20 protein-coding genes and 1 pseudogene are annotated in these 26388 nt (G+C 72.7%); 11 read left to right on the plus strand and 10 right to left on the minus strand.

Going from position 1 to position 26388, the window contains the following annotated elements; all coding sequences use genetic code 11:
- The 3 genes from C6W10_RS22620 to C6W10_RS22630 form a co-directional block, all read right to left on the minus strand.
- Complete coding sequence (locus tag C6W10_RS22620; RefSeq protein ID WP_369936805.1) at positions 1-1485, minus strand: sugar transferase; 1485 nt, start codon at positions 1483-1485, stop codon at positions 1-3.
- Between the two features lie 267 nt (positions 1486-1752).
- The gene (locus tag C6W10_RS22625; RefSeq protein WP_234358924.1) at positions 1753-3465 is read right to left on the minus strand and encodes a substrate-binding domain-containing protein; all 1713 of its coding nucleotides are present in this window, start codon (positions 3463-3465) and stop codon (positions 1753-1755) included.
- Between the two features lie 240 nt (positions 3466-3705).
- On the minus strand, positions 3706-4758 hold the full coding sequence (locus tag C6W10_RS22630; RefSeq protein ID WP_107260292.1) for a lactonase family protein: 1053 nt from the start codon (positions 4756-4758) through the stop codon (positions 3706-3708).
- 146 nt (positions 4759-4904) lie between these two features.
- Between C6W10_RS22630 and C6W10_RS22635 the strand changes: the two genes are divergently transcribed.
- The 4 genes from C6W10_RS22635 to C6W10_RS22650 are packed head-to-tail and all read left to right on the plus strand — an operon-like array spanning position 4905 to position 8480.
- Positions 4905-5627, plus strand: a complete 723-nt coding sequence (locus C6W10_RS22635) for a GntR family transcriptional regulator (RefSeq protein ID WP_234361386.1) — start codon at positions 4905-4907, stop codon at positions 5625-5627.
- Positions 5618-6361 carry a (Fe-S)-binding protein gene (locus tag C6W10_RS22640; RefSeq protein WP_107260294.1) on the plus strand — a complete coding sequence of 248 codons (744 nt, stop codon included), beginning with the start codon at positions 5618-5620 and terminating at the stop codon, positions 6359-6361. The genes C6W10_RS22635 and C6W10_RS22640 overlap by 10 nt, the downstream gene beginning before the upstream one ends.
- Positions 6358-7827 (plus strand): lactate utilization protein B, encoded by a 1470-nt coding sequence (locus tag C6W10_RS22645; protein ID WP_107260296.1) that lies wholly within the window; start codon positions 6358-6360, stop codon positions 7825-7827. Before C6W10_RS22640 ends, C6W10_RS22645 begins: the two co-directional genes overlap by 4 nt.
- Positions 7827-8480: an LUD domain-containing protein gene (locus C6W10_RS22650; RefSeq protein WP_107260298.1), complete on the plus strand. Its 654-nt coding sequence runs from the start codon at positions 7827-7829 to the stop codon at positions 8478-8480. The genes C6W10_RS22645 and C6W10_RS22650 overlap by 1 nt, the downstream gene beginning before the upstream one ends.
- 49 nt (positions 8481-8529) lie before the next feature.
- On the opposite strand, the gene C6W10_RS22655 is transcribed toward C6W10_RS22650, so the two are convergent.
- From C6W10_RS22655 to C6W10_RS22680, 6 genes and pseudogenes are all read right to left on the minus strand, one after another.
- Positions 8530-9132, minus strand: coding sequence for an ATP/GTP-binding protein (locus tag C6W10_RS22655; protein ID WP_107260300.1), 603 nt, complete (start codon positions 9130-9132; stop codon positions 8530-8532).
- Complete coding sequence (locus C6W10_RS22660) at positions 9113-9505, minus strand: DUF742 domain-containing protein (protein ID WP_107260302.1); 393 nt, start codon at positions 9503-9505, stop codon at positions 9113-9115. The genes C6W10_RS22655 and C6W10_RS22660 overlap by 20 nt, the downstream gene beginning before the upstream one ends.
- Positions 9495-9917, minus strand: coding sequence for a roadblock/LC7 domain-containing protein (locus tag C6W10_RS22665; protein ID WP_107260304.1), 423 nt, complete (start codon positions 9915-9917; stop codon positions 9495-9497). The genes C6W10_RS22660 and C6W10_RS22665 overlap by 11 nt, the downstream gene beginning before the upstream one ends.
- 363 nt (positions 9918-10280) lie before the next feature.
- Positions 10281-12791 (minus strand): annotated as a pseudogene (locus C6W10_RS39510) (nitrate- and nitrite sensing domain-containing protein); the annotation flags it as partial.
- A 295-nt stretch (positions 12792-13086) separates the two neighbouring features.
- A complete protein-coding gene (locus tag C6W10_RS22675) occupies positions 13087-14424 on the minus strand; it encodes an MFS transporter (RefSeq protein WP_107260307.1) in 1338 nt (445 codons plus the stop codon).
- A gap of 240 nt (positions 14425-14664) precedes the next feature.
- On the minus strand, positions 14665-16155 hold the full coding sequence (locus C6W10_RS22680; RefSeq protein ID WP_107260309.1) for a catalase: 1491 nt from the start codon (positions 16153-16155) through the stop codon (positions 14665-14667).
- A 540-nt stretch (positions 16156-16695) separates the two neighbouring features.
- On the opposite strand from C6W10_RS22680, the gene C6W10_RS22685 reads away from it, so the two are divergent.
- The 5 genes from C6W10_RS22685 to C6W10_RS22705 all read left to right on the plus strand — a co-directional run bounded on the left by C6W10_RS22685 (position 16696) and on the right by C6W10_RS22705 (position 21576).
- Positions 16696-17286, plus strand: a complete 591-nt coding sequence (locus C6W10_RS22685; RefSeq protein ID WP_107260311.1) for a hypothetical protein — start codon at positions 16696-16698, stop codon at positions 17284-17286.
- 14 nt (positions 17287-17300) lie between these two features.
- The gene (locus C6W10_RS22690; protein ID WP_107260313.1) at positions 17301-18818 is read left to right on the plus strand and encodes a hypothetical protein; all 1518 of its coding nucleotides are present in this window, start codon (positions 17301-17303) and stop codon (positions 18816-18818) included.
- Positions 18819-19041: 223 nt separating this feature from the next.
- Positions 19042-20673 carry a sodium:solute symporter family protein gene (locus C6W10_RS22695; protein ID WP_107264197.1) on the plus strand — a complete coding sequence of 544 codons (1632 nt, stop codon included), beginning with the start codon at positions 19042-19044 and terminating at the stop codon, positions 20671-20673.
- Positions 20674-20737: 64 nt separating this feature from the next.
- Complete coding sequence (locus C6W10_RS22700; RefSeq protein ID WP_107260315.1) at positions 20738-21016, plus strand: hypothetical protein; 279 nt, start codon at positions 20738-20740, stop codon at positions 21014-21016.
- 191 nt (positions 21017-21207) lie between these two features.
- Positions 21208-21576 (plus strand): hypothetical protein, encoded by a 369-nt coding sequence (locus C6W10_RS22705; protein WP_107260317.1) that lies wholly within the window; start codon positions 21208-21210, stop codon positions 21574-21576.
- Positions 21577-21699: 123 nt separating this feature from the next.
- Here the strand turns inward: C6W10_RS22705 and C6W10_RS22710 are convergent, their stop codons facing one another.
- Positions 21700-23451, minus strand: coding sequence for a glycoside hydrolase family 6 protein (locus C6W10_RS22710; RefSeq protein WP_107264198.1), 1752 nt, complete (start codon positions 23449-23451; stop codon positions 21700-21702).
- A 936-nt stretch (positions 23452-24387) separates the two neighbouring features.
- On the opposite strand from C6W10_RS22710, the gene C6W10_RS22715 reads away from it, so the two are divergent.
- The gene (locus tag C6W10_RS22715; RefSeq protein WP_107260319.1) at positions 24388-25569 is read left to right on the plus strand and encodes a hypothetical protein; all 1182 of its coding nucleotides are present in this window, start codon (positions 24388-24390) and stop codon (positions 25567-25569) included.
- Entirely contained in the window at positions 25553-26317 is a 765-nt protein-coding gene (locus tag C6W10_RS22720) for a class F sortase (RefSeq protein ID WP_107260321.1), read from the plus strand. Before C6W10_RS22715 ends, C6W10_RS22720 begins: the two co-directional genes overlap by 17 nt.
- Positions 26318-26388: the final 71 nt, after the last annotated feature.

Raw genomic sequence — 26388 nt, forward strand, 5'->3', positions numbered from 1 at the left:
TCAGTAGGCGCCCCGGGTCCGGACCACCGCCCCGAAGGTCTTCCACAGGATGGTCAGGTCGGCGGCGAGCGACCAGTTCTCCACGTAGTACAGGTCCAGCCGGATGCCGTCCTCCCAGCTCAGGTCGGAGCGGCCGCTGATCTGCCAGAGGCCGGTCATGCCCGGCTTCACCAGCAGCCGGCGGGCGACGTCACCGTCGTAGCGGGCCACCTCGGACGGCAGCGGCGGGCGCGGCCCGACCAGGCTCATGTGCCCGAACAGCACGTTCGCGAGCTGCGGCAGCTCGTCGAGGGACCACTTGCGCAGGATCCGGCCGACCCGGGTGACCCGCGGGTCGACCCGCATCTTGAACATCAGGCCGTCGGTCTCGTTCTTGGTGGCCAGCTCGGCCAGGAGCGCGTCCGCGTTCACCACCATGGTCCGGAACTTGTACACCCCGAACTCCCGGCCGCCCTGGCCGACCCGGATCTGCCGGAAGATCACCGGCCCCCGGCTGTCCAGCTTGATGGCGAGGGCGATGAGGGCGAGCAGCGGCAGGGCGACCGCGAGCGCCGTGGCGGCCAGTGCCCGGTCCACGAAGGCCTTGACGACCTTCCGGGCGCCCCGGAACTCCGGCGCCTCGACGTGGATGAGCGGCAGCCCGGCGACCGGCTGGGTGTGGATCCGCGGCCCGGCGACGTCGGTCAGCGCCGGGGCCAGCACCAGGTCCACGCCGGTGCCCTCCAGCTGCCAGCCGAGCCGACGCAGCCGGGTGGCGGTCAGTTCGTTGGAGGCGGTCACCGCGACCGTGTCGGCGTTGATCGCCGCGGCGGCGTCGACGATCGCCCGGAACGAGCCGAGCACCGGCACGTCACCGAGGCGCTGCGGCACCGGCGCGAGCAGCGCGTCCGGGATGCAGGCGCCGACCACCTGGTAGCCGGCGTACGGCTCGCGGCGCAGCGTGTGCACCAGTTCGAGTACGTGTGCGGTGTCGCCGACCGCCAGCACCCGCCGGGACCAGCCGGCCCCCCGGGACCGGGACCAGTGCAGTCGTTTCCGGGCGGCGAACCGGGCGATCACCAGCCCGACGGTGCCGACCGCGAACGAGATGCCGAGGAATCCCCGGGAGACCCCGACGTCGGCGAGGTAGCCGGCGATCGCGACTCCCCCGGCGAGCCGCAGGCTGGCCGAGGTGACCCGGCGGTACTCGTCGGCGCCGTAGCCGAGCACCCGGTGGTCGTAGCAGCGCAGCGCCCTGAGCGAGACCAGCCAGGCGACCACCAGGGCCGGCCCGACGATCACGTACGGGATGTCGGAGCCGCGCGGCTCGTCGCCGCCGAACCGGGCGAAGTAGCCACCGATCACCGCGAGCACCAGGATGACGGTGTCGAGGGCCAGCAGCGCGCGGATGTAGCCGCGCTGACGTGTCCGGGATGACGAGGCGGATGCCCCCGAGGTGGGCTCCGGAGGCATCGTGGTGGGGCTCAGCAGTGTCGCCGACGTCACCGGCCCTCCCTCGCTCCAGGGGACACCCGGTCAGCCACTCGCCCTGGCAGAGCGGCCCCGAGGCACCTCGACATCTTCACCTACCGGGGGCATCACTGAGAGCTTCCGACAGATTACTGTCATTTGTTTGCCTCGGTGGTGCTCCGGCTGCTCACGTTCTCGGGCCGGTGATGTCTGTCGGCCGGTGATGTCGTCGGCCGGAGAAGCGCGACGCCCGCCGTACCGGCACTGGCCGGGTACGGCGGGCGTGGTCGAGCGGAGCCGGCGTCAGCGCGGAGCGGACTCCTTGCGGGCGGCGATCGCCTGGAGGAAGATGTCGCCGATCTTGGCCGGGTCCTCGGTGACGAAGGCGGCCCCGCCGGTCACCTTGGGGATCGAGTCCAGTTCGGCCTTGCTGACCTCGGCACCGATGCCGATGATGATCACCTGGACCGGGCGGTCCGGGTCGTTGATCCGCTTCAGCTCGGCGAGCAGTTGCGACTGGCTGACCCCGTCCTCGTCCTCGTTCTTCCCGTCGGTGAGCATCACCACCGAGTTGACCCGGCCGGGTTGCCAGTCCTCCTGCACCGCCTTGTAGCCGGCGAGGATCGTGTCGAAGAGGCCGGTGTTGCCGAGCCGCTTGGGGGTGATCCCGGCGAGCTTGCTCTCCAACTGCTCCCGCTGGGCGGACATCGGGCCGATCGGCACCAGCGAACGGTAGTCGCGGGAGCCGTTCAACTCGGTGGAGAAGACCCAGAGGCCGAGTGCCCAGGAGTCGTCGAAGAGCGCCAGGCCGCGCTTGGCCGCCTCCAGGGTCACCTGCATCCGGGTGGCGTTGTTGGCGGTCGGCACCTTCTCGGCCATCGAGCCGGAGATGTCGATGATCGCCAGCATCCGACCGGACTGGGTGGCGACGGCCCAGCTCGAAAGCACCCGCTCGATGGTCGCGCCGTCGCCGCCGCCGGCCGTGCCGCCGGGGTTGGGTGCCGGGGTGGTCGGCGCCGGCTGGGTGCCGGCGGGGCTCGGCGCGCCCCGGGGCGGCGCGAAGCCGTCGGCCCAGGTGCCGTCCGGTGCCCGGAGCCCCTGCCCGGCCAACTGCTGGCGGAAGGCTCCGCTGTCGAGCGCGGCGAAGAGCTTCTCGGCGGCCGCCGCCTTGGCCGGTTCGGTGCCGGGCATCACCGCGTACGGGTAGTCGAGCGAGATCGGCGCGGGCTCCAGATAGAGGGCGGCGAGCGGAACCGGCGGCTTCTTGGCGTTGAACTCGATGACGTCCTCTTCGGAGAGTGCCGCGGCGCCCAGTCCTCGGGCGATCGACGTCTGGTCGGTCGCCTGGGGGAACCGGGCGATCAGCTCCTCGCGGACCGCCGAGGCGCCGGTGGCCAGGGCCCGCAGGGCGGCCGTGGTCTTCTGCTGGGCCTGCGCCCCGCCGCCGGACTGGGCGGCGGTGGCCAGCGAGAGCAGCCCGGAGAGTCCGGCGGCGTCCCGGCTCGGCTCGACGAGGCCGGTCTTGAGCTGCGGTCCGCTGGTGATCCTGCCGAGCAGGTCCTTCCAGCCGAGCTTCTTCTCCGGCCAGCCGACGGTGGTGGCCAGCGGCTCCGGCATGGCCACCACCACGGGGCTGCGCGCCACCGAGGCGTTGTTCTGCGGCGCGAACGCGGGTGCCTGCTGACGCAGCCGCAGCAGCCAGGTGGAGGAGTCGGGAAGCCAGACGTTGGGCAGCGTGGTGCTGCCGCCGGGTTGTCCGACCTCGGAGAGCGACACGCCGTGCTGCCCGGCGACGGCAGCGGCCACGTCCACGGACTCGCTGGCGGTGACCTGGACGGCGACGCAGAGACCGTCGACCTCGACCTCGTCGGTGCTCAGGTCGGCAGCGGTCTTCTCGATGGCCGGAGCGATCTCCGGCGCCGCGGCGACGGTGAGGGTCAGCTCTCCGGAGCAGTCGGAACTCGCCCACTGCTGATAGCCATACCACCCTCCCACCGCGACGAGGACGAGCGCCATCGCGCTGGCGATGGCGCCCGCCCCTCGGATACTTCTACGCATGCGATGGCGGCCGGGCACCTGACCATCTTGAGGGCTTCTGCGAAGTCGTGCCAGGGGCGAACGGTGGAATGTTACCGAGGCAGCACAGACTTTCCGAAGATCGTTCACTTCAGGTAGTCGGCCGGCCCCGGAACGTCGAGAATGCCGCCCAACAGGGCGCCATCGGCCCACCACCCGCCAAAAAGATCTTATGGATATTTATCCAAGAATTAAGGACCCGGCCCCGAGTACGCACGTCGGACTCGGCACCGCCACCTCGGTGGGCGAGGCGGCCGGAATCCCGGAGTCGGGGTCCACCGCGAAGACCAGCACCGCGTCGGCCCGCTCCTGCGCGACGTAGAGGTGCCCGCCGAGCAGCGCCAGGTGCCGGGGCCATTCCCCGCCGCCGGGGACCTCCGCCAGGTGGCGGGGCAGCGCGTCGTCGAGCGCGAAGACGCTCACCGTGCCGACACCCCGGTTGGCCAGGTAGAGGAACCGGCCGTCCGGGCCGACCGCGATCTCCGAGGGCTGGACGTGACCCGGGCGCCGGCTGGCCTCGACCCGCCCCCGCTCGACCAGCCGGTCGGTGCCGTCCGAGGCGTACGCGGTGACCGAGGCGTCCAGCTCGCCGGCGAGGTAGCAGCGCCGACCGTCCGGGTGCCGGGCCAGGTGCCGGGGACCGGTGCCGGGGCGGGTCGGGTACCGGGCGGTGGCGTGCAGCCGCCCCTGCGGGTCCCGGTCGTACCGGTAGAGCGTGTCGGTGCCGAGGTCGACCGCGAGCAGGCCGGTGCCGGCCGGGTCGGGCGAGACCATGTGCGCGTGCGGCCCGGCCTGGCGCTCCGGTACCGGTCCGGCGCCGTCGTGCCGGACCAGGTCGGTCCGGTCACCGGGCGCCCCGGTCGGGTCGAGCGGGAGTACGGCGACACTGCCGCTGCCGTAGTTCGCCACGAAGAGGAACTCCCCGCCCGGGTCGACGGCGAGGTGGCAGGGCTCGGCGCCGCCGGTGGAGCGGACCCCGAGCGGGGTCAGCGCGCCGTCGGGGTGGATCGTCCAGGCGCTGACCGTGCCCTCCGGCAGCTCGTTGACGGCGTAGAGCACGGGTAGCCGGGGATGCCGGGCCAGGAACGACGGCGACGGCGTACCGGCCACCACGCCGAGCGGGTCGAGCCCGCCGGTCCGGGCGTCCCGGCGGGCGGCGACGATGCCGGTGCCCCGTCCCCCGCTCTGCGCCGTGTAGCAGCCGATGTAGACGATCTCGGCACCGCTCGACATGCCTCGCTCCGTTCCCGGCCGACCGCCCCGGGTCGCACCGCTCCGGCCCGATCAAACCAGAGCCCGGCGCCGTCGGCCCGGCGATCACGCCGGGTCGGACCCGAGGATCTTCCGGCTGCGGGCCGGAACCTATAGGATCTTCGATCGTGAACGGGCTGCTCCGACCGGCTCGCCGGACCACCCTCGCCGACGACGTCTACGAGTCGGTACGCGCCCTCGTGATGGACCATGCCGTGGCCCCCGGCGAGCGGATCAACATCGACGCGCTGGCCCGCCGGCTGGAGGTCTCGCCGACCCCGGTCCGCGAGGCCCTGGCCCGGCTGGAGTCCGACGGACTGGTCCGGAAGCGGCCGCTGGCCGGCTACACCGCCGCCCCGCTGCTCAGCCGGACCGAGTTCGACGAACTGGTGGAGATGCGGCTGATCCTGGAGACCGCCTCGGTACGGCGGCTGGCCGAACGCTTCGCCGGACAGCCCGGCGCCGACACCGCCGACGCCCCGGCCGGGCCCACCGGCGAACTGGCCGAACTCCGCCGCGAGGCCGAGCTGCCCGACCAGACACCCGGGACCGAGGGCTTCGCCGCGATCGCCGCCTTCACCGCCCAGGACGCCCGCTTCCACCACCTGCTCGCCGAACGGTCCGGCAACCGGATGCTGCACGCGGCCGTGGTCCGGCTCCGCGCCCACCTGCACCTGTTCCGGCTGCACTTCCCCACCGCGCACTACGGCACCAGCACCCGGGAGCACCTGCGGATCGTCGACGCGATCGGCACCGGCGACCCGGACGCCGCCGGCACCGCCATGCGCGACCACCTGCTCGCCGCCGCCGACCGGCACCTGCCGTTCTTCGAAGGAACCCGATGCGGATAGCCCTCTTCGTCACCTGCGTCAACGACCTGGTCTATCCGGGCACCGGCCGGGCCGTGGTACGCGTACTGGAGCGGCTCGGCCACACCGTCGAGTTCCCGGTCGAGCAGTCCTGCTGCGGTCAGATGCACGCCAACAGCGGCTACCGGGCCGAGGCGCTGCCCCTGGTGCACGGCTTCGTCGACACCTTCGGCCGGTACGACGCCGTGGTGGCCCCGTCCGGCTCGTGCGTGGCGATGGTGCGGGAGTCGTACCCCCGGCTCGCCGTGGCGGACCCGGGCCTGGCGGCGGCGGTCGCCGACCTCGCGCCCCGGGTGCACGAACTCTCCGAGCTGCTGGTCGACGTGCTCGGGGTGACCGACGTCGGTGCCGTCTTCCCGCACCGGGTGACCTACCACCCGACCTGCCACGGCCTGCGGATGCTGCGGCTGGGCGACCGGCCGCTGCGGCTGCTGCGCGCGGTACGCGGGCTGGACCTGGTGCCGCTGCCCGGCGCCGAGGAGTGCTGCGGCTTCGGCGGCACCTTCGCGGTGAAGAACGCCGACGTCTCCGCCGCGATGCTGGCCGACAAGTGCGCGGCGGTCTGCGACACCGGGGCGGCGTACGTGGCGGCGGCCGACAACTCCTGCCTGGCGCACATCGGCGGCGGCCTGTCCCGGCGCGACGGCACCGGGACAGGCGGCCCGCGCGCCATCCACTACGCGGAGATCCTGGCGAGCACCGGGGAGCGGGCATGAGCACGGGTACCGGGAACATCGTCACGCCGCTGCCGTTTCCGACGGCGGCCCGGCGCGAACTGGCGGACGGGCAGCTCCGGGCCAACCTGCGCCGGGCCACCCACACGATCCGGGACAAGCGGCTGCGGGTGGTCGGCGAGGTGCCGGACTGGGAGGCGCTGCGCCGGGCCGGCGCGGCGATCAAGGACGACGTACTGGCCCGCCTGCCGGAGCTGCTCGAACAGTTCGAGGCCGCCGCCACCGCCGCCGGGGCGACCGTGCACTGGGCCCGGGACTCGGCCGAGGCGTGTGCCCTGGTCACCGAGCTGGTGCGGCGGACCGGCAGCACCGAGGTAGTCAAGATCAAGTCGATGGCCACCCAGGAGATCGGCCTCAACGAGGCGCTCGACGAGGCCGGCATCGCGGCGGTCGAGACCGACCTCGCCGAACTGATCGTGCAGCTCGCCGACGACACCCCGTCACACATCCTGGTACCGGCGATCCACTACAACCGCCGGCAGATCCGGGACATCTTCGCCAGCCGGATGCCCGGGGTCGACCTCGACACGCTCACCGACGACCCGCCCGCGCTCGCCGAGGCGGCCCGCCGACACCTGCGGGCCAAGTTCCTCAGCGCGAAGGTGGCGATCTCCGGCGCCAACTTCGCGATCGCCGAGACCGGGACGCTGGCGGTGGTGGAGTCCGAGGGGAACGGCCGGATGTGCCTGACCCTCCCCGAGACGCTGATCTCCGTGGTGGGGGTGGAGAAGCTGCTGCCGACCTTCCGCGACCTGGAGGTCTTCCTGCAACTGCTGCCCCGCTCCTCGACCGGCGAGCGGATGAACCCGTACACCTCGCTCTGGACCGGGGTCACCCCCGGGGACGGGCCGCAGACCATGCACGTCGTGCTGGTCGACAACGGGCGTACCGCGACCCTGGCCGATCCGGTGGGCCGGCAGGCGCTGCGCTGCATCCGCTGCTCCGCCTGCCTGAACGTCTGCCCGGTCTACGAACGGGTCGGCGGGCACGCGTACGGGTCGGTCTACCCGGGCCCGATCGGCGCCATCCTCTCCCCACAGATGACCGGCCCGGATGCGGGCGCGAACCGCACCCTGCCGTACGCCTCGACGCTCTGCGGCGCCTGCTTCGACGCCTGCCCGGTCCGGATCGACATCCCCGAGGTGCTGGTGCACCTGCGGCAGGTTGGCGTGGACGCGCGCCGGGGCCGACCCTCGGCGGAACGTACCGCGATGCGGGCGCTGGCCTGGACGATGCGGGACCGCCGCCGGTACGCCGCCGCGCTCCGGGCCGCCCGGCGCGGCGCGGCCCCGCTGCGGCTGGCCGCCGGACGACGCGGACAGGTACGCCGGCTGCCGTGGCCACTGTCGGCCTGGACCGCCAGCCGGGACGCCCCGCTGCCGGCCAGCCAGACGTTCCGGGACTGGTGGGCCGGGCGGGACCGCACGAGCGAGCAGGAGGACCGGTGATGGCGGCATCCACGTCGGCCCGGGAGGAGATCCTGGCCCGGATCCGCGCCGCCCGGCCCGACGGGACCGTCCCGGTGCCCCGGGACTACCGCACCGCCCCGGCCGGCAACCAGGTGGCGGCACCCGCCGACGCGGAGCTGCTCGAACTGCTGGTCGACCGCCTGGTCGACTACCGGGCCACGGTACGCCGCTGCGCGCCGCAGGAGCTGCCCGAGGCGCTGGCCGACCTGCTCGGCGAGGTGCCGACCGTGGTCGTACCCGGGCAGGCGCCGGAAGAGTGGCTCTCGACGTACCTCGGCCGGATCCGGCGGGACGGCGACCCGGAGCCGCTGACGGTGGCCGACCTCGACGCACCGGGCGTGGCCGTGGTCACCGGCTGCGCGGTGGCGATCGCGCAGACCGGCACGCTGCTGCTGGACGGCGGCCCGGACCAGGGGCGCCGGCTGCTAAGCCTGGTACCCGACCACCACCTCTGCGTGGTCCACGCCGCGCAGGTGGTCGGCGGGGTGCCGGAGGCGCTCGCCCGGCTCGCCGACCCGACCCGGCCGATCACCCTGGTCTCCGGACCCTCGGCGACCAGCGACATCGAACTCGACCGGGTCGAGGGCGTGCACGGGCCCCGCCGGCTGGACGTGCTGGTGGTCACCGGCTGAACCCGGCCGGTCGACGCGATCGACCGGGCCGGGCGGCGGGGCTACCCGCTCAGTTCGCCGAGACCCGCTCGGCGCGGCGGGCGGCGACGTGCTCCACCAGGGCGACCAGCACCACCTTGCCGGACTGCCGGCTCCGCGCGTCGCAGAGCACCACCGGCACGTCCGCGTCCAGGTCGAGCGCGCTGCGCACCGCCTCGGGACCGAACCGCTTCGCCCCGTCGAAGCAGTTGACCCCGACCACGAACGGGATCCCCCGGCGCTCGAAGTAGTCGACCGACGGAAAGCAGTCGGCGAGCCGACGGGTGTCGGCGAGCACCACCGCGCCGAGCGCGCCGAACGCCAACTCGTCCCAGAGGAACCAGAACCGGTCCTGCCCCGGCGTACCGAAGAGATAGACCTGGAGATCGGGGTTGATGGTGATCCGGCCGAAGTCCATCGCGACGGTGGTGGTCTGCTTGCCCTCCACCCCGTAGAGGTCGTCGGTGCCGGCCCCGGCGTCGGTGAGCACCTCCTCGGTCTGCAACGGGCGGATCTCGCTCACCGCGCCCACCAGGGTCGTCTTGCCGACGCCGAAGCCGCCGGCAATCAGGATCTTCAGCGCGAGCGGGATGCGCCGCTTCGCCGTCCCCTGGTCAGAGAGCCCGGAGTCCATTGACCACCGCCTTGAGGATGTCGTCGTCGGGGAACTGGCGCGAGGTGGGTGGGTCGTACATCGAAATCCGGCCGCTGGTGAGCAGGTCGCCGAGGAGCACCCGGACCACCCCCACCGGCAGGTTGAGGTCGGCGGCGAGGTCGGCGACGGTGATCGGCTGCTGCGCCCGGGCGATGATCGCCCGCTGTTCCGGGTGCGGCTGCGGACCGTCGTCGCCGTCGTCCTCCGGCGGACCGGCCACCACGAACGCCATCAGGTCGAACCGGCCGGCCGACGGCTGGACCCGACCACCGGTCATGGTGTACGGCCGGACCACCGGCCCGGCGTCGTCGTCCAGCCAGTCGTGGTGCGGCCCCGGTGCGTCACTCCGCATCTGCCGGCGCCCGCGATGTTCGGCTCGGCGCGGACAGGTTCTGCCCGACCCGGGTCACCAGCATCGCCATCTCGTACGCGATGACGCCGATGTCCGACGCGGCGCTGGCCAGTACGGCGAGACAGGCGCCCTGACCGGCGGCGGTGACGAAGAGGAACGCGGACTCCATCTCGATCACGGTCTGCCGGACCGGTCCCGCCTGGAAGTGCCGGCTGGCCCCCTTCGCCAGAGACTGGAAGCCGGCCGCCATCGCCGCCATGTGTTCGGCGGCCTCCCGGCCCAGGTCCCGCGACGCGGCCATCAGCAGTCCGTCCGCGGAGAGCAGTACGGCCTGCTGCGCGGACGGTACGCGCTCCACGAGATCGTCGAGCAGCCAACTGAGGTCCGCACCCGCCTTCGTCGTGTGCACCACTCACCCGTCCCCTTCAGAATTCGTGACACCCGGATCGGCGACCCGGGCGGTGGCATCGGAGGTGTCGCCGGGCGGCGTCAGCTCCTCGGCGTCCCGCCGTCCCCGTGCCGTGCCGGACTGCAACGCGGCCATCACCGCCCGCACCTGCTCCGGGGTACGCGGCTGCGGCTCGTCCAACTCGCCGCCGACGGTGCCACCGGCGGCGGCACCCGGGGAGCGGTCGGAGTTGGCCACGGGTCCGTTGCGCAGTTGCGGCGCGAGACTCTTCTGCCGGACCCGCCGGGGCAGGCCGTCCGGGCCGACCGGGCCGGTGGCCGGGCGTACCGGTCCGCCGCTGGGCGGGACCGCCGGGAGGACCACGGTGTCGTCGTCCATCGCCGGGCGGGACACCGGTCCGGTGGGCGCCGTCGTACCGGCCGGTGCGGCGGCCGCCGGAGCGGCGGTGGTCTGGGCGGTCGACGCGGCGGCGCCGGTCGGGGCGGTGGCCGGGGTCGGGGCGGTGGCCGGGGTCGGGGCGGTGGTCGGGTCGACGCCGCGTCGGCGCAGCGCACCGGCCCTCGGCATCCGTACGCCGGATCGCGGGCTGGTCTCCGGCCCGTCCTCCGGGGCGGCGCCGCCGGGGCCGGCGGTGGAGTCCGGCTGGCCGGCGTCGGTCGGGTCGGAGGTCGGGGTGTCCCGTCGGGGAGCCGCCGGCTCCGCCGCGCCGTCGGCCGCCGGGTCAGGTTGCGGTGTCTCCGGCCGGCCGGCGGCGACCAGCGCCGCCAGCGCCGCACCCGCCTTGCGTCGTGGCCCCAGCCCGGTGGTGGTGCCGGGTCCGGCGGGCGGCTCGGCAGCGTCCGCCGGCACGGTGGCGGCCGGGCCGGCCTGGGCCGGCAGTTCGATCGTCTCCGAGCCGTCCGCGCCGCCGCCGGTCCGGCGGGGACCGCCGCCCCGGGTCGGGCCCGCCGACTCCGGACCGGCCCCGTCACCCCGGTCGGCCGCCGGGGCGGAGGTGTCGGGTACCACGAGGTCGCCGGGGATGAGCGCCACCGCCGTCACCCCGCCGTACGGGGAGGGACGCAACTGCACCCGTACGCCGTGCCGGGCGCCGAGCAGGGCGACCACGAACAGCCCGAGCCGGGCGCTGTTCGCCGGGTCGAAGTCCGGTGGGTCGGCGAGTCGGCGGTTCGCCTGCTCGATCGCCTCGGTGGCCATGCCCAGGCCCCGGTCCTCGATCTCGATCGCGTACCCGTTGGCGACCACCTGCCCGGTGACCTGCACCCGGGTGTGCGGCGGTGAGAACGACGTCGCGTTCTCGATCAGCTCCGCCAGCAGGTGGATGACGTCGCCGACCGCCCGGCCGGCGGTGGCCGCCGGTGCCACCGTGACCAGGTCGACCCGGGCGTAGTCCTCGACCTCGGAGATCGCGCCCCGGATCACGTCCACCATGGAGACCGGGTTGCGCCAGCCCCGGCCGGGTGCCGCCCCGGCGAGCACGACGAGGTCCTCGGCGTGCCGCCGCATCCGGGTGGCCATGTGGTCGAGCCGGAAGAGGTCCTCCAGCTCGTCGGGCTGGGCCGCCCGCCGCTCCATCCGGTCCAGCAGCGCGAGCTGGCGGTGCAGCAGGGTCTGGCTGCGCCGGGCGATGTTGAGGAAGACGTCCCGCAGACCTCGGCGCAGCGCGGCCTCGTCGATCGCCGAGGCGATGGCGGTGCGCTGCACCTCGCTGAACGCCTGACCGAGCTGGCCGATCTCGTCCTGCCCGTAGTCGAGTGGTGGCGCCTCGGTCTCGACGTCCACCTCCTCGCCCTTGCGCAGCCGCCCGACGACGTCGGGCAGCCGCTCGTCGGCCATGTTCAGCGCGGCGGCCCGCAGGCTGGTCAGCCGCCGGACCAGCGAACGGCCGATCCGCAGCGCGATGATCGCGGAGAGGAGTACGGCGACGAAGCCGAGCAGGCCGGCGAGACCCAACCGGACCAGGATGCCGGCGGCGACCGGCCGGCTGCGGTCGGCGAGCGCGTCGGCACCGGTCAGCTCGAAGTCGCGCAGTTGCCGCTGGACCGAGTCGTAGCTGCTCTGCCACTGTCGGGCGTCGACCGGCAGGCTGTCGCCGGCTCCCCGGGCGATCAGGTCGTCCTCCATCCGGCGCAGCCGGACGTACGCGTCCCCCTCGGTGAGCTGCTGGTATGCGACCCGGTCGGCGTCCGGCAGCTCCGCCGTCGCCGCCGAGTAGAGGAAGCGCTGGGTGCCGACGATCTGGACGAACTGGGCGTGCTCGCCCGGCGCGAAGCGCCCCGCGCTGAACACCCCGGCGAGCAGCGCGTCGGCCTGGGCGAGCACCTCCCGGGCCCGGCCGAGTTCGGTCAGGCTCCGGGCCTCCCGGGCCAGCGTCTCGTCCGGCAGCGTGTTCAGCGCGGAGAAGGTCCGGAACGCGGCGTCGATGATCCCGCTGTAGAGGCCGAGCGCTCCGCTGGCGTCGACGGTCCGGCGGTCGATGAAGACGCGTCCGGAGCGCAGCGCGTCGACCGCGGTGAGCAGTTGGTCGATCCGGGCGTCGAGCAGCGCGCCGGTGGTGTCCCGCAGGTCGGCGTCGGAGGTCCGGCGGCGGAAGTCGGCGATCGCCCGGTCGGTGCGGATCCGCTGCTCGGCGAGGACGGTGGCGGCGCTCGGGTCGACCAGTTGCCGCACCGAGAGCCGGCGCTCCTGCTGCAACTCCACCACCAGCGTCTCCCCCGGCCGCCCGACCTCGTCCAGCAGGGTCTGGGTGGCGAGCAGGTTCGACGCGGGTCCGACGGTGAGCGTGGTCGCGAAGATCCAGAGCGCCGACAACGCGAGGATCGGCACGGCGACCAGCGCGACGATCTTCGAGCGGATCGGCCAGTTCTGGGTTTCCATCAGACCTCGCCGGAAGGGGATGTGTCAGGGTCGACACCCGCACCGGCGGCCCGCGGCTCCGGCCAGAGTCCGAGGGTCACGGGCGCGCGTGCCTTCGGCAGGATACGTAATCAAAGCCGCGCGCACTACCGGACAACGGGTCTCTGGTTGATCCAATCTGGCAAATAAATTGATAACTGTCTTTGCCAATTGATCTCGACTTCCGTCGATGAGCCAATGCGGTGACCGGGGGTGGGCCGTTCGGACCGACCCACCCCCACCAGCAATTCCGGCCGGACAAATCACTACGGCGGCGTCAGCGCCGCCCGCCGGGCACCGGCCGCCGCCGGTCCCAGCTCGCTCCGGCCCGGCGCAACGCCACCGCCAGCACCAGGTACGGGCACGCGAGCAGCGCGAAGACCACCCCGTGCCCGGCGACCGTCGAGGCGAGGGCGTACCCGCCGTACACCCCGATGGTGACCAGTTCGGTGCCGAGCCCGGCCAGCGAGGTCACGGTGGCCCTGGCCGGTCCGGTGATGCTCTCCTGGAGGCGTACGTCCGCCACCAGGCTGGCCATCTGGAGGACGCAGAACGCCGCCGCCACCAGTACGAAGCCCGCCGGCCGGCCGGCCAGCGCCCCCACGGCCAGGGCGATCGAGGCCGCCCCGACCGCCGCGCCGAACCGCCGCGCCGTCAGCCGCTGCCCGAGCGGGGTGAGCAGGCCGCCCAGCATCACCCCGGCCCAGACCAGCAGCACCAGCAGCGGCACGCCGGCCGTCGGGGTGACCTCGCCGGCCAGCAGCGGCAGGTACTCCTCCAGCCCGCCCCAGATGCCGAGCATCGCCGGCAGCAGCAGCAGGGCCCGGCGTACCGCCCGACTGTTCCGGGCCTCGGCCAGCGCCACCCGGAGGATCGCGAGGGGGCCGGGCGACGGGTCCTCGGTCGCCGGCTGTGCCGGGGCGACCCGGACCAGCTCCCCGGACGGGGCGACGCCGCCGCCGGACCCCCGGTCGAGCCCGGGGCCGGCGGTCTCCGGGCCGGTCGGGACGCCGACGCCCGGTGCCGGCGTCCGGTGTTCCGGCAGGGCCAGTCCCACGACCGCGCAGAGCAGGCTGGCCAGCACGCTGGCGACCCCGACCGCGGGGTAGCCGCCGGCCGCGAAGACCGGGGTGGCGACCGCGATGGCCAGCAGTGCGCCGAGCAGGCTGACGGTGCTGGCCCGGCCGATCACCCGGCCGTACCGGTCGGCCAGGCCGAGCCGGTCCAGTTCGTCGTAGAGCAGCGCCTCGGCGGCGCCGGACTGGAGCGCGCCGCGTACCCCCCAGAGCACGAAGCCGAGCGCGAAGACCCAGTAGGAGGGTGCCGCGACCCAGAGCCCGAAGCCGACGGCGCCGAGCAGCGGGGCGACGGCGAGCAGCAGCCGCCGGGACACGGCGTCGGCCCAGACCCCGGAGGGGACCTCCAGGAGGATCCCGGTCAGCGACCAGACGACGAAGAGCGAGGAGATCTGCGCGACCGACAACCCGGTGTCGGTGAAGAGCAGCGCGTACACCGGGTAGAGCAGGACGAAGTCGTCCAGGAACGCGTAGAGGTAGAAGGTGGTGGTCAAACGCCGCGCGCGAGCGGTCGGCGCGGGTGACGAGGTGACGGGCATGAGGCCTTCCCACGGGGACGATTCGGACTCGGAAATCGGGTCACGAACGTCCCGGGCGGGCCCCGGCAGCGCGGGCCGGGCCGGCCTCCGGCGGGGAATTAATGTCGGTGCGTCATGCCGGGCAGTCTAGGCGGTCGGCGGCCCCGGCGGGAGCCGGGCAGGGGGCGTCCCCCGGGCGCGCGCTCGCGCCGGGGGACGCCCCGTCCGACTGCCGGGAGGTGATTTCCGGGTACGCCCCGATCAGGCGCCGGCGGCCAGCCCGAGTCCCTCGGCGACCCGCCGCCCGTACGCCTCGTCGCACTGCCGCAGGTGCCAGACCATCCGCTCCTGGATGTGCTTGTCGCACTGGCCGAGCTGGTTGACCAGGTTCTTCACCAGGTCGTCCCGCTCCCAGTCGGGCATGGTGCGGAACCGCTCGCCGGCCTGCGCGTAGTCGTTCTGCCGCTCGATCGGGGCCCGCATGACCTGCCCCGAGACGTGCGGCCGGTACTCCCGGTACGACTCGTCGGCCTCGGCCAGCCCGGCCACCGAGGAGGGCTCGTAGTTGATGTGCGGGTTGCCGCCCCGGTGGTCCACCCCGTACGACATCTGCCCACCGTCCTGGTTGGTGTTGACCGCGACGTCCGGCCGCGGCGCGTTGACCGGCAACTGGAGGTAGTTCGGGCCCACCCGGTAGCGCTGGGTGTCGGAGTAGGAGAACGTCCGGCCGACCAGCATCTTGTCGTCGCTGAAGTCCAGCCCGTCGACCAGTACGCCGGTGCCGAAGGCGATCTGCTCGTTCTCGTTGTGGAAGTTGTCGACGTTGCGGTTCAGCGTCATCATCCCGACCGGGCGGAGCGGGAAGACGTCCTCCGGCCAGGTCTTGGTGTCGTCGAGCGGGTCGAAGTCCAGTTCGGGGTGCTCGTCGTCGCTCATGATCTGGACGTTCAGCTCCCACCTCGGGTAGTCGCCGCGCTCGATCGCCTCGTAGAGGTCCTTCGAGGCGTGCCCCAGTTCGGTCGCCTGGATGGCGGCGGCCTGCTCCTCGGTCAGCGACTCGATGCCCTGCTGCGACTTCCAGTGGTACTTGACGAGTACGCCCTCGCCGGCCGCGTTGACCATCCGGTAGGTGTTCACCCCGAACCCGTCCTGGGTCCGGTAGTTGGCCGGGATGCCGCGCGGGCTGAACAGCCAGCTGAGCATGTGCATCGACTCCGGCGTGTTGGACATGAAGTCGAAGATCCGGTTCGGCTCCTGCCGGAAGGTGACCGGGTCCGGCTTCAGCGCGTGGATCACGTCCGGGAACTTGATCGCGTCCCGGATGAAGAAGACCGGCAGGTTGTTGCCGACCAGGTCCCAGTTGCCGTCGTCGGTGCGGAACTTGACCGCGAAGCCGCGCGGGTCGCGGGTCGCCTCGGAGGAGTCCCGCCCGCCGATCACGGTGGAGAAGCGGACCGAGACCGGGGTCTTCTTGCCGGGGCTCTGAAAGAGCTTGGCCCGGGTGTACGTCGAGGCCGGTTCGTCGCCGATCGTCCCGTACGCCTCGAACTCGCCGTGCGCGACGAAGCCGCGCGCGTGCACCACGCGCTCCGGGATGCGCTCCCGGTCGAAGTGGCTGATCTTTTCGAGGAAGTGGTAGTTCTCCAGGGTGGCCGGACCGCGCGAGCCCACCGTCCGCTGCTGCCGGTTGTTGTGTACGGGGTGACCCTGCCGGGTCGTGAGCGTCGGCTTCTTCTCCTGGGGATCACTCATCAGGTCTCCTCCTGTCCGTGCTCTTCCTGGCAGTCGGGCAACGGCCGGGTACGCGACGTCGTCCGCCCGGAGAGCGGATGTTCCGTCCGGTTCAACGCGGCCGTCCACCTCACGGCCCGGATCGTCGGGCACGCCGTCGTGGCCGAGGTGGTGCCCCGGCACCGGGGCGGCGTGCGTCCCGGGGCGGGGTCGCCGGCAGGTCGGTCGGGCGACCGGCCGGGTGTCGGGGACGGGCGGCGGTTCGGACGCTCCGACCGGTGCCGTCCCGAGCGGCACCAGACCAGCCAACCGCGTTTTCTGGAATGAGTCAAGTTTTGTCGCGCGTGCCACTCGGCCGGGCGCTCGGCGCGGGGGTGCCGCACGGCGTCGGCGGCGACCCTCCTCCCCCGGCGCGGCGGTTCGGAGCGTTCTGCCCGGTCAGGCAGCCCTCGACCGGTTCCTGCCGCCGCGCGCCGGTTCCCGCCGGCGGGCACGAAAGTGTGCCAGATCTGGATTGGTGATCAGGGCCGAGCGGGAATAGCAGGAGACGAAGGAGGAGCCATGTCGCCCATAGAAGTCGTCCTCATCATCCTTGTGGTCCTCGCCGTCGCCGCCGCCGTACCGGCCATCTGGGTGGCCAGCCGCCGCCGTGCCCTGCGCAGCCGCTTCGGTCCCGAGTACGACCGGGTGGTCGCCGAGCAGCAGAGCCGGTCCGCCGCCGAGCAGGAACTCCGGGAACGTGAACGCCGCCACGCGGAGTTGACGCTCACTCCGCTCTCCGCCGAGTCCCGCCAGCGGTACGCGGCCGACTGGGAGGAGATCCAGGCCCGTTTCGTCGACTCCCCGGCCGAGGCGGTGGGCGCGGCGGACGAACTGGTCACCCGGCTGATCGCCGAGCGCGGCTATCCGGTCGGCGAGTACGACGAGCAGCTCGCCCACCTCTCCGTCGAGCACGCCCGCACCCTGACCCACTACCGGGACGCGCACGAGATCCAGCTACGCAACGAGCGCGGCGAGGCCAGCACCGAGCAGCTCCGCCAGGCCGTCGTGCACTACCGGGAACTCTTCGCCGACCTGCTCGGCGAGGACCCCGTACGCCAGTCCTCGGACGGGACCCGTCCGGACACCCCGCAGGACGTACCGAGCCGGTGAGGAGGCACTTCGCCATGCGTCACCAGGAACAGCAGACCGACAACGGCGGCACCGACGTGATCCGTTCCGAGCCGGTACCCGTGACCGGCCCCGGCCAGGTCGAGGCCGGCGGGGCCGAGGGCCGGCAGCGGGACCGGTACCCGGAGGGCACCGGCGACCAAGGCCCGGACGCGCTCGACGAGCGCGGCTCCTACGACAACGACCTCGCCACCAGCGGTTCGGGGCCGGCCTTCTCGTCCGACCCGGCCGCACCGGCGCGAGCCCGGGACGACCGGCGCGGCGAGGACCGGTCGGCGGAGGAGGAGGCCGAGGACGCGGCGCTGGACGACGACGCGCTGACCGAGCGCTCCCCGGCGGGCCGCTCCGGCGACGCCGACCGCGACAGCGCGGGCATCGGTGACCGGGGCGACCTCGCCGACGCCAGCCAGGCGCACGCCAGCCAGGCCGACGTCACCGGCGGCACCGGTACCGGCGAATCCGCCGACCCCGCGGCCGAGGACGACATCCGGGACGACACCCGGAAGGTGCCCGCGACCGCCGGGGCGGACGCCGGCAAGGACGCGGTCGTCGATCCGGACGCCACCGCCCGGGTCGACACCCCGGACGCCGCCGCCCGGGTCGACGACCCGGAGCGGGTCGACGAGACGCCGGCCGACGAGACCGCGCGGGCCGACGACGCCGACGACGCCGGAGGCGACCCCCGGGACCGCTCGGGTGCGCCGGAGTTCCACGAGCCGGCACCGCTGCCCACCAGCTTCGGCGCCACCAGCGTCGGCGGTGCGGTCGCAGCCTCCGCGCTGGCCGGCAGCCACCGCGACCCGCGCAACGAGGACACCGTCCGCTCCGGGGACGGTCCGGTCGACGACCGGATCGACGGGATCGACGACGAGCGGACCGACGGTGTCGACGACGAGCGGGCCGACGGGATCGGTGACGAGCGGGCCGACGGCGTCGCCCCGCAGGAGGTACCGGACCGCAGCCTCGGTGCGGCCGACGCCGCCACCGCCAACCGGGGCGGCGTACCGGCCGCCGACGGGGTCGAGTCGGACCCGTTCGGCCGGCCCGTGCCGGAGGGCTCGGCGGTCGGGGTGGCGCACCCGGTGAACCCGGACGTGCTCAGCGCGGGCAACCCCGACGCGCTGACCGGCGGTACCCCTGCCCGGGCGGAGGCCGGCGGGCCGGACGAGACCGGCACGGCGAACGGCACGGCCACGACCGGGACGGCGGACGGAAACCTGCCGCCCGGTGCCGCGCCGGCCGAGCCGATCGTCGCGATCCTCGACGAGGAGACCGTGCGGGGCCTGCGGGACCGGTGGCGGGACGTGCAGCTCCGCTTCGTCGACGACCCGCCGGGCGCCACCGAGGAGGCCCACCGGCTGGTCCGGGAGTCCGTGGAGGCGGTCACCGCCGCCCTGACCCGGCAGCGTGACGAACTCGGCGGCTGGCAGGACGACGGCGCCGCCGACACCGAACAGCTGCGGATGGTGGTCCGCCGGCACCGGGACTTCCTGGACCGCCTGCTCGGCCGTTAGCCGGCGCCGACCGGCGCGACCCGACTCCCGACGGCTCCCCGAGGCCCGCCAACCGGCGGGCGCCGGGGAGCCGTCGGCGATCAGGCATCCGGGTACGCCGGGGACAGGAGTGAAAACTCTTCACCTCGGGTAGTAGGCCCCTCGCCCCGACGAACCTGTCGCCGGGAGACGGACCGAGCGTACGGACGAAGGTGACGGCGTGGACGGCGGCCTGCGGCTGGACATGAGCCCCCTGGACTATCTGATCCTGGCGCTGTATTTCGGCACCGTACTCGGGGTCGGCTTCGCCGCCCGGCGAGCGATCAAGACCAGTGTGGACTTCTTCCTCTCCGGCCGGTCGCTGCCGGCCTGGGTCACCGGACTCGCCTTCGTCTCCGCCAACCTCGGGGCGCTGGAGATCATCGGGATGGCCGCCAACGGCGCCCAGTACGGCCTGATGACGCTGCACTACTACTGGATCGGCGCCGTACCGGCGATGGTCTTCCTCGGCATCGTGATGATGCCCTTCTACTACGGCTCCAAGGTACGCAGCGTGCCGGAGTACCTGCGGCTGCGCTTCAACCGGCCGGCCCACCTGCTCAACGCGCTCAGCTTCGCGGTCGCCCAGGTGCTGATCGCCGGGGTCAACCTCTACGCGCTCGCCCTGATCATGCAGGCCCTGCTCGGCTGGCCGCTCTGGCTCTCCATCGTGGTCGGTGCGCTGATCGTGCTGGCCTACATCACGATCGGCGGGCTCAGCTCGGCGATCTACAACGAGGTGCTCCAGTTCTTCGTGATCCTCGCCGGCCTGGTCCCGATCACCGTCATCGGGCTGGCCAAGGTCGGCGGGATCGACGGGCTCTGGGACGCCGTACGCGGCTCCGACCTCGGCGAGGCCGGGCTGCACACCTGGGCGGACACCGGCAGCGCCGACAACCCGCTCGGCGCGAGCTGGATCGGCATCGTCTTCGGGCTCGGCTTCGTCCTATCGTTCGGCTACTGGACCACCAACTTCGCCGAGGTGCAGCGGGCGATCTCGGCGAAGGACATGAGCGCGGCCCGGCGTACGCCGATCATCGCGGCGTACCCGAAGATGGTGATCCCGCTGGTCACGGTGATCCCCGGCCTGGTCGCGGTGGTCACGGTCAACGGGCTCGGCGCGGAGACCGGCGACCTGACCTACAACAACGCGATCCCGCTGCTGATGCGCGACCTGCTGCCGACCGGCGTACTCGGGGTGGCGGTGACCGGGCTGCTGGCCTCGTTCATGGCCGGCATGGCGGCCAACGTCAGCGGCTTCAACACCGTCTTCACCTACGACATCTGGCAGACGTACGTCCGCAGGGACCGGCCGGACGACTACTACCTGCGGATCGGCCGGATCGCCACCATCGGCGGGGTGCTGGTCGGGATCGGCACCGCGTTCATCGCGGCCGGGTTCAACAACATCATGAACTACATCCAGGTGCTCTTCTCGGTCTTCAACGCGCCGCTCTTCGCCGCCTTCATCATCGGCATGTTCTGGAAGCGGATGACCGCCTGGGCGGGATTCTGGTCGCTGCTGACCGGCACCCTCGGCGCGCTCGCCACCTATCTGCTCTACCAGGCCGGGGTGCTGCCGTTCGACTCCGACCTGGAGGAGAGCTTCTGGGGTGCCGGCATCGCGTTCGTGCTGGTCGCGATCGTCGCGGTGGTCGTCACCCCGCTGACCGCCCGCAAGTCCGACGACGAACTGCGCGGCCTGGTGTACGGGCTCGCCGGCACCGACGGCCGGCAGGCCCTGCTCGGCGGCGACGCCCGCTGGTACCGCTCGCCGCTGCTGCTCGGCGGGATCGCGGTGGTGCTCTCCGCACTGCTCTACCTGCCGGTGCTCTGAGGCGGCACACCGCAGGATCCGACCGGGACGCGCGCCAGCTGCGACAGCGAGAAGGGACGAGGCGATGGAAGACCAGAACCGGCCGCCGGAAGGGACGCCGGTGGACTCCGCCGAGCAGGAGCGTCGGTCGGCCGCCGCCCGGCTCTTCGACATCCGCCGGGTGATCGGCGGGCTCTTCGTCGCGTACGGCGTGATCGTCGGCCTGGTCGGCGTCTTCGACGGCGCGTCGGCGGTGGAGAAGGCCCAGGGCATCCGGATCAACCTCTGGGCCGGGCTCGCCATGCTGGCGCTCGGCCTCGGTTTCCTGCTCTGGCAGTGGCTGCGCCCGATCGACCGGGAGTGAGCCGGCGCCCCGACCTGGCACGGCTCCCGGCGCCGGGGTGCCCCGGGCCGCCGGACGAGCGGACGGGCGGATGGGCGGCCCGTCGGTCGGACGGGCGGTGGCGGTCGGCAGGCATGGCGCGGGTCCTCCGGGGTATCGATCCGGAAGACCGGTCAGTCGCACGTCGCATCCGCCACAGGAGGGCAGCACGCATGACCGAGCGCGATCCGACCCGCAACCGGCCGCTGGAGGAGAGCCCGGAGGTGGCCGCCGCGATCGAGGACGACGCCGCCGTACCGCAGCTCGCCGCCGACGGCGGGCCGGGCGCCGAGAACCCGGACTTCGTCGACCCGGAGGACGTTCCGGGCGATTTTCCGCCCACCGACGACCTGCTCGGCGACCCGTACGGGCAGGGTACGGGGGGCGCGGGTGACGCGCGTACCGGAGCGGAACAGCCGTGGGACCCGGAGGACCTGGCGGCGGCACAGGGCCGCGACCCGACACCGGAGAACGTACGGCGGGCCGGCGAGGAGCTGGACCGGGAGGGTACGGCGGCCGCGGTGGAGAAGACGGTGCCCTGACCGGGGTACCCGGAACCGTCGGGGCAGCACACCGCGGCGGTCCCCGTCCGACGCGTTGCCGCGCCGGCCGGGGACCGCCATTGGTGGTGACGTCGTGCTGTTACCCCAGTCTTACCAGCCGGTTCAGAGCGCCGGGTAGGCGTTCTGCATCAGCTGGGTGAGCTGCGCCGGGAACCAGGCACCCGAGATCGGGGCACCGGAGAGCGCGCCGCTCATGTTGTTGTTGTTCCGCGGGTTACCGGTGTAGGTCGGGTCGCACATCCGGTCGAAGCCCTTGCCCTCGTCGTTGTCGATCTGGGTGCTGGAGCCGTCCGACTCGCCCGGGGGCTTGATCCAGACGTACGCGTCGATCCCGCTGGCCGGGGCGGACCGCGGCCGCTCACCGATGCCGGCACCGCTCTGGTTGCACCAGTTGCCGAGGTGGATCCGGCGGTCGATCCGGGAGCCGTCGACCTGCTCGTCGACGGTACCCGAGGTCCTCGGGCCGGTGGGCCGGGCCGAGCCGCCCCAACCGTTACGCGAGGTGTCGATCAGCATGCCGATGCTGGAGCTGAAGCCCTGCGAGACCAGCTCGGTACGGAGTGCCTGGGCGAAGCGCTGCTCGTCCACGTACCGGTTGTAGTCGATCCACTTCGAGAGCCGGTTCTGCTCGGTCACGTTGAGGTAGGGCTCGACGGTGGCCGAGTAGTTGGCGGTGTTGGCGATGAAGCCGTGCACGTTGGCCTGGGTGCTGCCCTCGGCGCGGGCGGCCTCGGCGAAGATCTGCGCGGAGGCCCGGAAGTTGTCGTCCCACCCGATCCAGCCGTGGTGGCCGGCGTCGATGTAGTTGTAGACGTTCGGGACCGCACCGAGCTTGGCCAGGGCGTAGCCGACACCCTTGACGTAGTTGCCGTTGGCCTTCATCGTGTCGCACTGCGCCGTCGCGGTCTCCCGCGGCGCCACGTTGGTGACCAGGTTCGGCAGCGAGTCGATCTCGATGATCGCGATGATCCGCAGGCTGCTGTACTTGCTGTCACCCATGATCGCGGCGATCGGGTCGATGTACTGCGTCTTGTACTTGGGCAGCTCGTCCGCCTTCAGCTCACCGTTGGAGGCGAGCGCCGCACAGTCCCGGCCGGGCAGGTTGTAGATGACGAGCTGGATGTAGCCGGCACCCTGCGCCAGCGCCTCGTCCAGGTGGTCCCGCAGGCCCATCGAGCCGTTCGAGCTGCTGTCCGGGGTGCCCTCGATCGCGGCGATCCGGTCCAGCCAGACACCGGTCGGGTTGTTGGAGATCCGGTTGCCGCCGGAGACGCTCTCCGCCTTGGCCTTCCACTCCGGGTTCACGTAACCACGGGCGCCCGCGTACGGGTTGTCCACCCGGGCCGCGGGGTTGCTGGTCGGGTTCGTGGTCGGCGGGTTGGTCGGGTTGCCCGTCGGTCCGCCGGTGGGCGGGGTGGTCGGCGCGGTGCCGTTGCAGGTCGTCCCGTTGATGCTGAAGGACGTCGGCGCCGGGTTGCTGCCGCTGAACGAACCGTTGAAGCCGATGCCGGTGGAGGCGCCGGTGGCGAGGTTGCCGTTCCACGACACGTTCGTGGCGGTCACCTGGGTGCCGGACTGCGTCCAGTTGGCCGACCAGCCCTGGGTCACCCGCTGTCCCGCGTCCGCGAAGCTGAACCGGAGGGTCCAGCCGTTGATCGCGTCGCCGACGTTCCGGATGGTGATGTTGGCGCTGAAACCACCCTGCCACTGGTTGGCACTGTAGGTGACGCTGCACCCGGGTGCCGCCTGTGCCACGGACGCCGGGATGGTGACCAGACCGGCGGCGACCAAAGCGCTCGCACCGGCCACCGCGACGGCTTTCTGCCGGACGGACAATCTACTCGGTAAATTCATGCCACTGATCTCCTTGAGCCAGCCGGTCACGTTAGGCGGAACCGGCGCGGCGGTCACACGGCGACGCGCCAGGTGGGTACGTCCGTGCACGCCATGGGGGACTGCGGTATGCCCGACCCGGACGGGCGGAACTGGTGGTGGTGCCGGCCGCTCGGGTCAGCGACCGTGACGACGCCGTCCGGCGAACCGGCTGCCCTCGACGTCCGCTGCGCGGTGTGGCTCCCCCAGCACAGTGGATGAATTCTTGCATGGGAGCGCTTCCATCACAACACCTCGATACCGATGGATGACGATTCCCTGCTCGCGGCGTCCGTCGCCGGCCACCGCCACGACCTGCGGCGGCGTGGCCGGCCGGGCACAGTGGACCCGCTCCGGACCGGATCCTACCTCGCGCCCCACCCGCGTCCGGGTACAGAAAGCGGCACGCTCGGGCGCGGTCGGCGCGGACCGGAGAACGGCCGCCCCCGGCGGTCGGCCGCCACCTCCGTCCACCCTGGAGCCTCGCCGCCGCCGTGGCACCCGGGGGCGCGGCGCGAGCACTCCAGCGGCACCGACGGATGACGCCGGGCCGCCGGGCAGCACGGGATGACGCCGGCCGCCGAGCGGCGCGGGATGGCCTGGGCGATGGGCGCGGGCTCGGGAACCGGACGAGTGCGCACGATCGCCCGGATCGACCCGAGCGCGGTGCTACCGGCCGCAACAGCCGTTCCGGCCGAGCGGGGACACCGGAAGCGGAATCCGCCCGACCCCGCCGAGCCGACGCAGCGGGGCCCGAGCCGTTCGGTAACCGCCAGACGTCCCAGCCGGCCCTTCCGGTGCCTCGGCACCCGTTCGGGGAAATGGTGAGAAAATCCGATGAAAGCTCACAAATTCGCTAATCTCGGTCATGGCTCGTCTCCCGACGGGCTGAGGCAAGAGGGAAGGATGACGAAAGTCATGTCCAAGAAGTTCCTCGGCAGGATGATCGCAGGAGCCGCGCTCGGCGGCGCTTCTCTACTCGTTTTCTCCCCCTCGGCCGCGCTCGCGGACGGCGGCTACCACCCCGAGGGGCACCAGCGGGACGGCTCGGGCCGGGCGTACGCGAAACCGCACGCCGCGAAGCCCGGGGAGAAGGTGGAACTCATCGAGGTCTGCCCCGAGGCGCAACAGCACGCGTGGCTGTGGTCGAAGGTCACCGGAAAGGTGGACCTCGCCCCGAAGGACCACAAGGACGACAAGGACGACTACAAGGCCGATCACAAGGACGACCACAAGGGCGAGCAGAAGGACGACCACAAGGCCGACCGGAAGCCCGAGGAGTCCGGCGGCCACTCCAGCGGCGGCGAGGCGTACCAGGGCGGGGAGGACTACAAGAAGGAGCGCGAGTACCAGGAGTTCCTGAAGTACAAGGAGTACCAGGAATACCAGGAGTACCGCCGCTACAAGGAGAAGCACGGGTCGGCCCCGGCGGAGAACGGGGCGTACGGCGCCGAGTCCGCCCCGTCGACCGCCGAGGAGGCGCCCGCGGCACCCGGCCCGTCGGCCGACGCGGTACCGGCACCCTCGCCCTCGACCAGCGGCCAGCCTCAGCAGCCCGGGGGCTACCAGCCGCCCGGCGGGCAACCGGCGGCACCGGGCGGTACCGGCGGAATGGCCCTGGATGACGGCGGGCACGGCTGGGAAGAGGACAGGAAGGCCGAGGACTCCAGGCACGGCTGGGAGAAGGCCGAGCAGAGCAAGGGCAGCTGGGAAGAGGACAAGAAGGCCGAGGAGAGCAAGCACGGCTGGGAGAAGGCCGAGCAGAGCAAGAACGGCTGGGAAGAGAGCAAGAAGGCCGAGGAGAGCAGGAAGGCCGAGGAGAGCAAGGGCGGCTGGACGGAGAAGAAGGCCGGCCACGAGTACTGGACCAGCGTCACCATCCCGTGGGACGCCAAGCCGGGGTCGTACGAACTCAAGGGCTCCTGCGGCGAGGGTGAGCTGATCATCCTGCCGAAGGGCTGGGTCGACGGCGGTGACGGCGGGGCGACCTCCGGCAGCAGCGACAATCTCGCGGTCGCCGGGGTCGGGATGCTCGGGTTGGCCGGGCTCGGCGGGTTGGTGCTGATGCGGCAGCGCCGCACCGATGAGTCGGCCGTCTGACGCGACGGCGAGTGGTGCCGGCGGCCGTCACGGGAGACCGTGGCGGATCGCCGGCACCGTCCTCGTCGCACTGCTGGCCCTGGTCGGCGCCGGCCTGGTCGGCGCCGCACTCAACGCGCCGGACCCGGTCGCGCCGCCGCAGCCGAGCGCCGGTGCCGCATCGCACGACCCGGACCGGTCGGCTGCCGGTGACACCGGGAGCGATCTCGGGCCTGCCGCACCGGCACCCAGCGCGGCGCCGGAGGGCGGACCCGATGCGACACCGGCACCGGTGCCCGCCGCACGGGTACTGGCCAGGTCGGAACCGATCAAGATCACGATCCCGAAGATCGGGGTGAACGCCACCATCATGCCCGTGGGGCTCACCCCGGAGGGCATGGTGCAGGTGCCGCCGTTGGCCAAGGCGGAGCTGGCCGGCTGGTACCGTCCGGGTCCGACCCCCGGTGAGCCGGGCAACTCCGTGATCGTCGGCCACGTCGACTCGAAGGAGATCGGGCCGGCGGTCTTCTTCCGGCTCGGCGCCCTGCTGCCCGGCGACAGCATCCAGGTGATCCGCGAGGACGGCAGCCTGGCCACCTTCGCGGTGGAGGGCGTGAAGTCGTACCCGAAGAGCGAGTTTCCCACCGAGCTCGTCTACGGCCCGACGGAGGCGCCGGGGCTGCGCCTGGTGACCTGTGGCGGGGACTTCGACGAGCGGACCGGCTCCTATCCGGACAACGTCATCGCCTTCGCCCGGCTCGCCGGGTAGCCGGGCCGATGCTCGCCCCACCCGGGGCGGTACGGGGGACAGCGGTACGCCGCTGTCCCCCGTCGCCGTGT

This window comes from Plantactinospora sp. BB1 (genome assembly GCF_003030385.1).
Classification (GTDB): domain Bacteria; phylum Actinomycetota; class Actinomycetes; order Mycobacteriales; family Micromonosporaceae; genus Plantactinospora.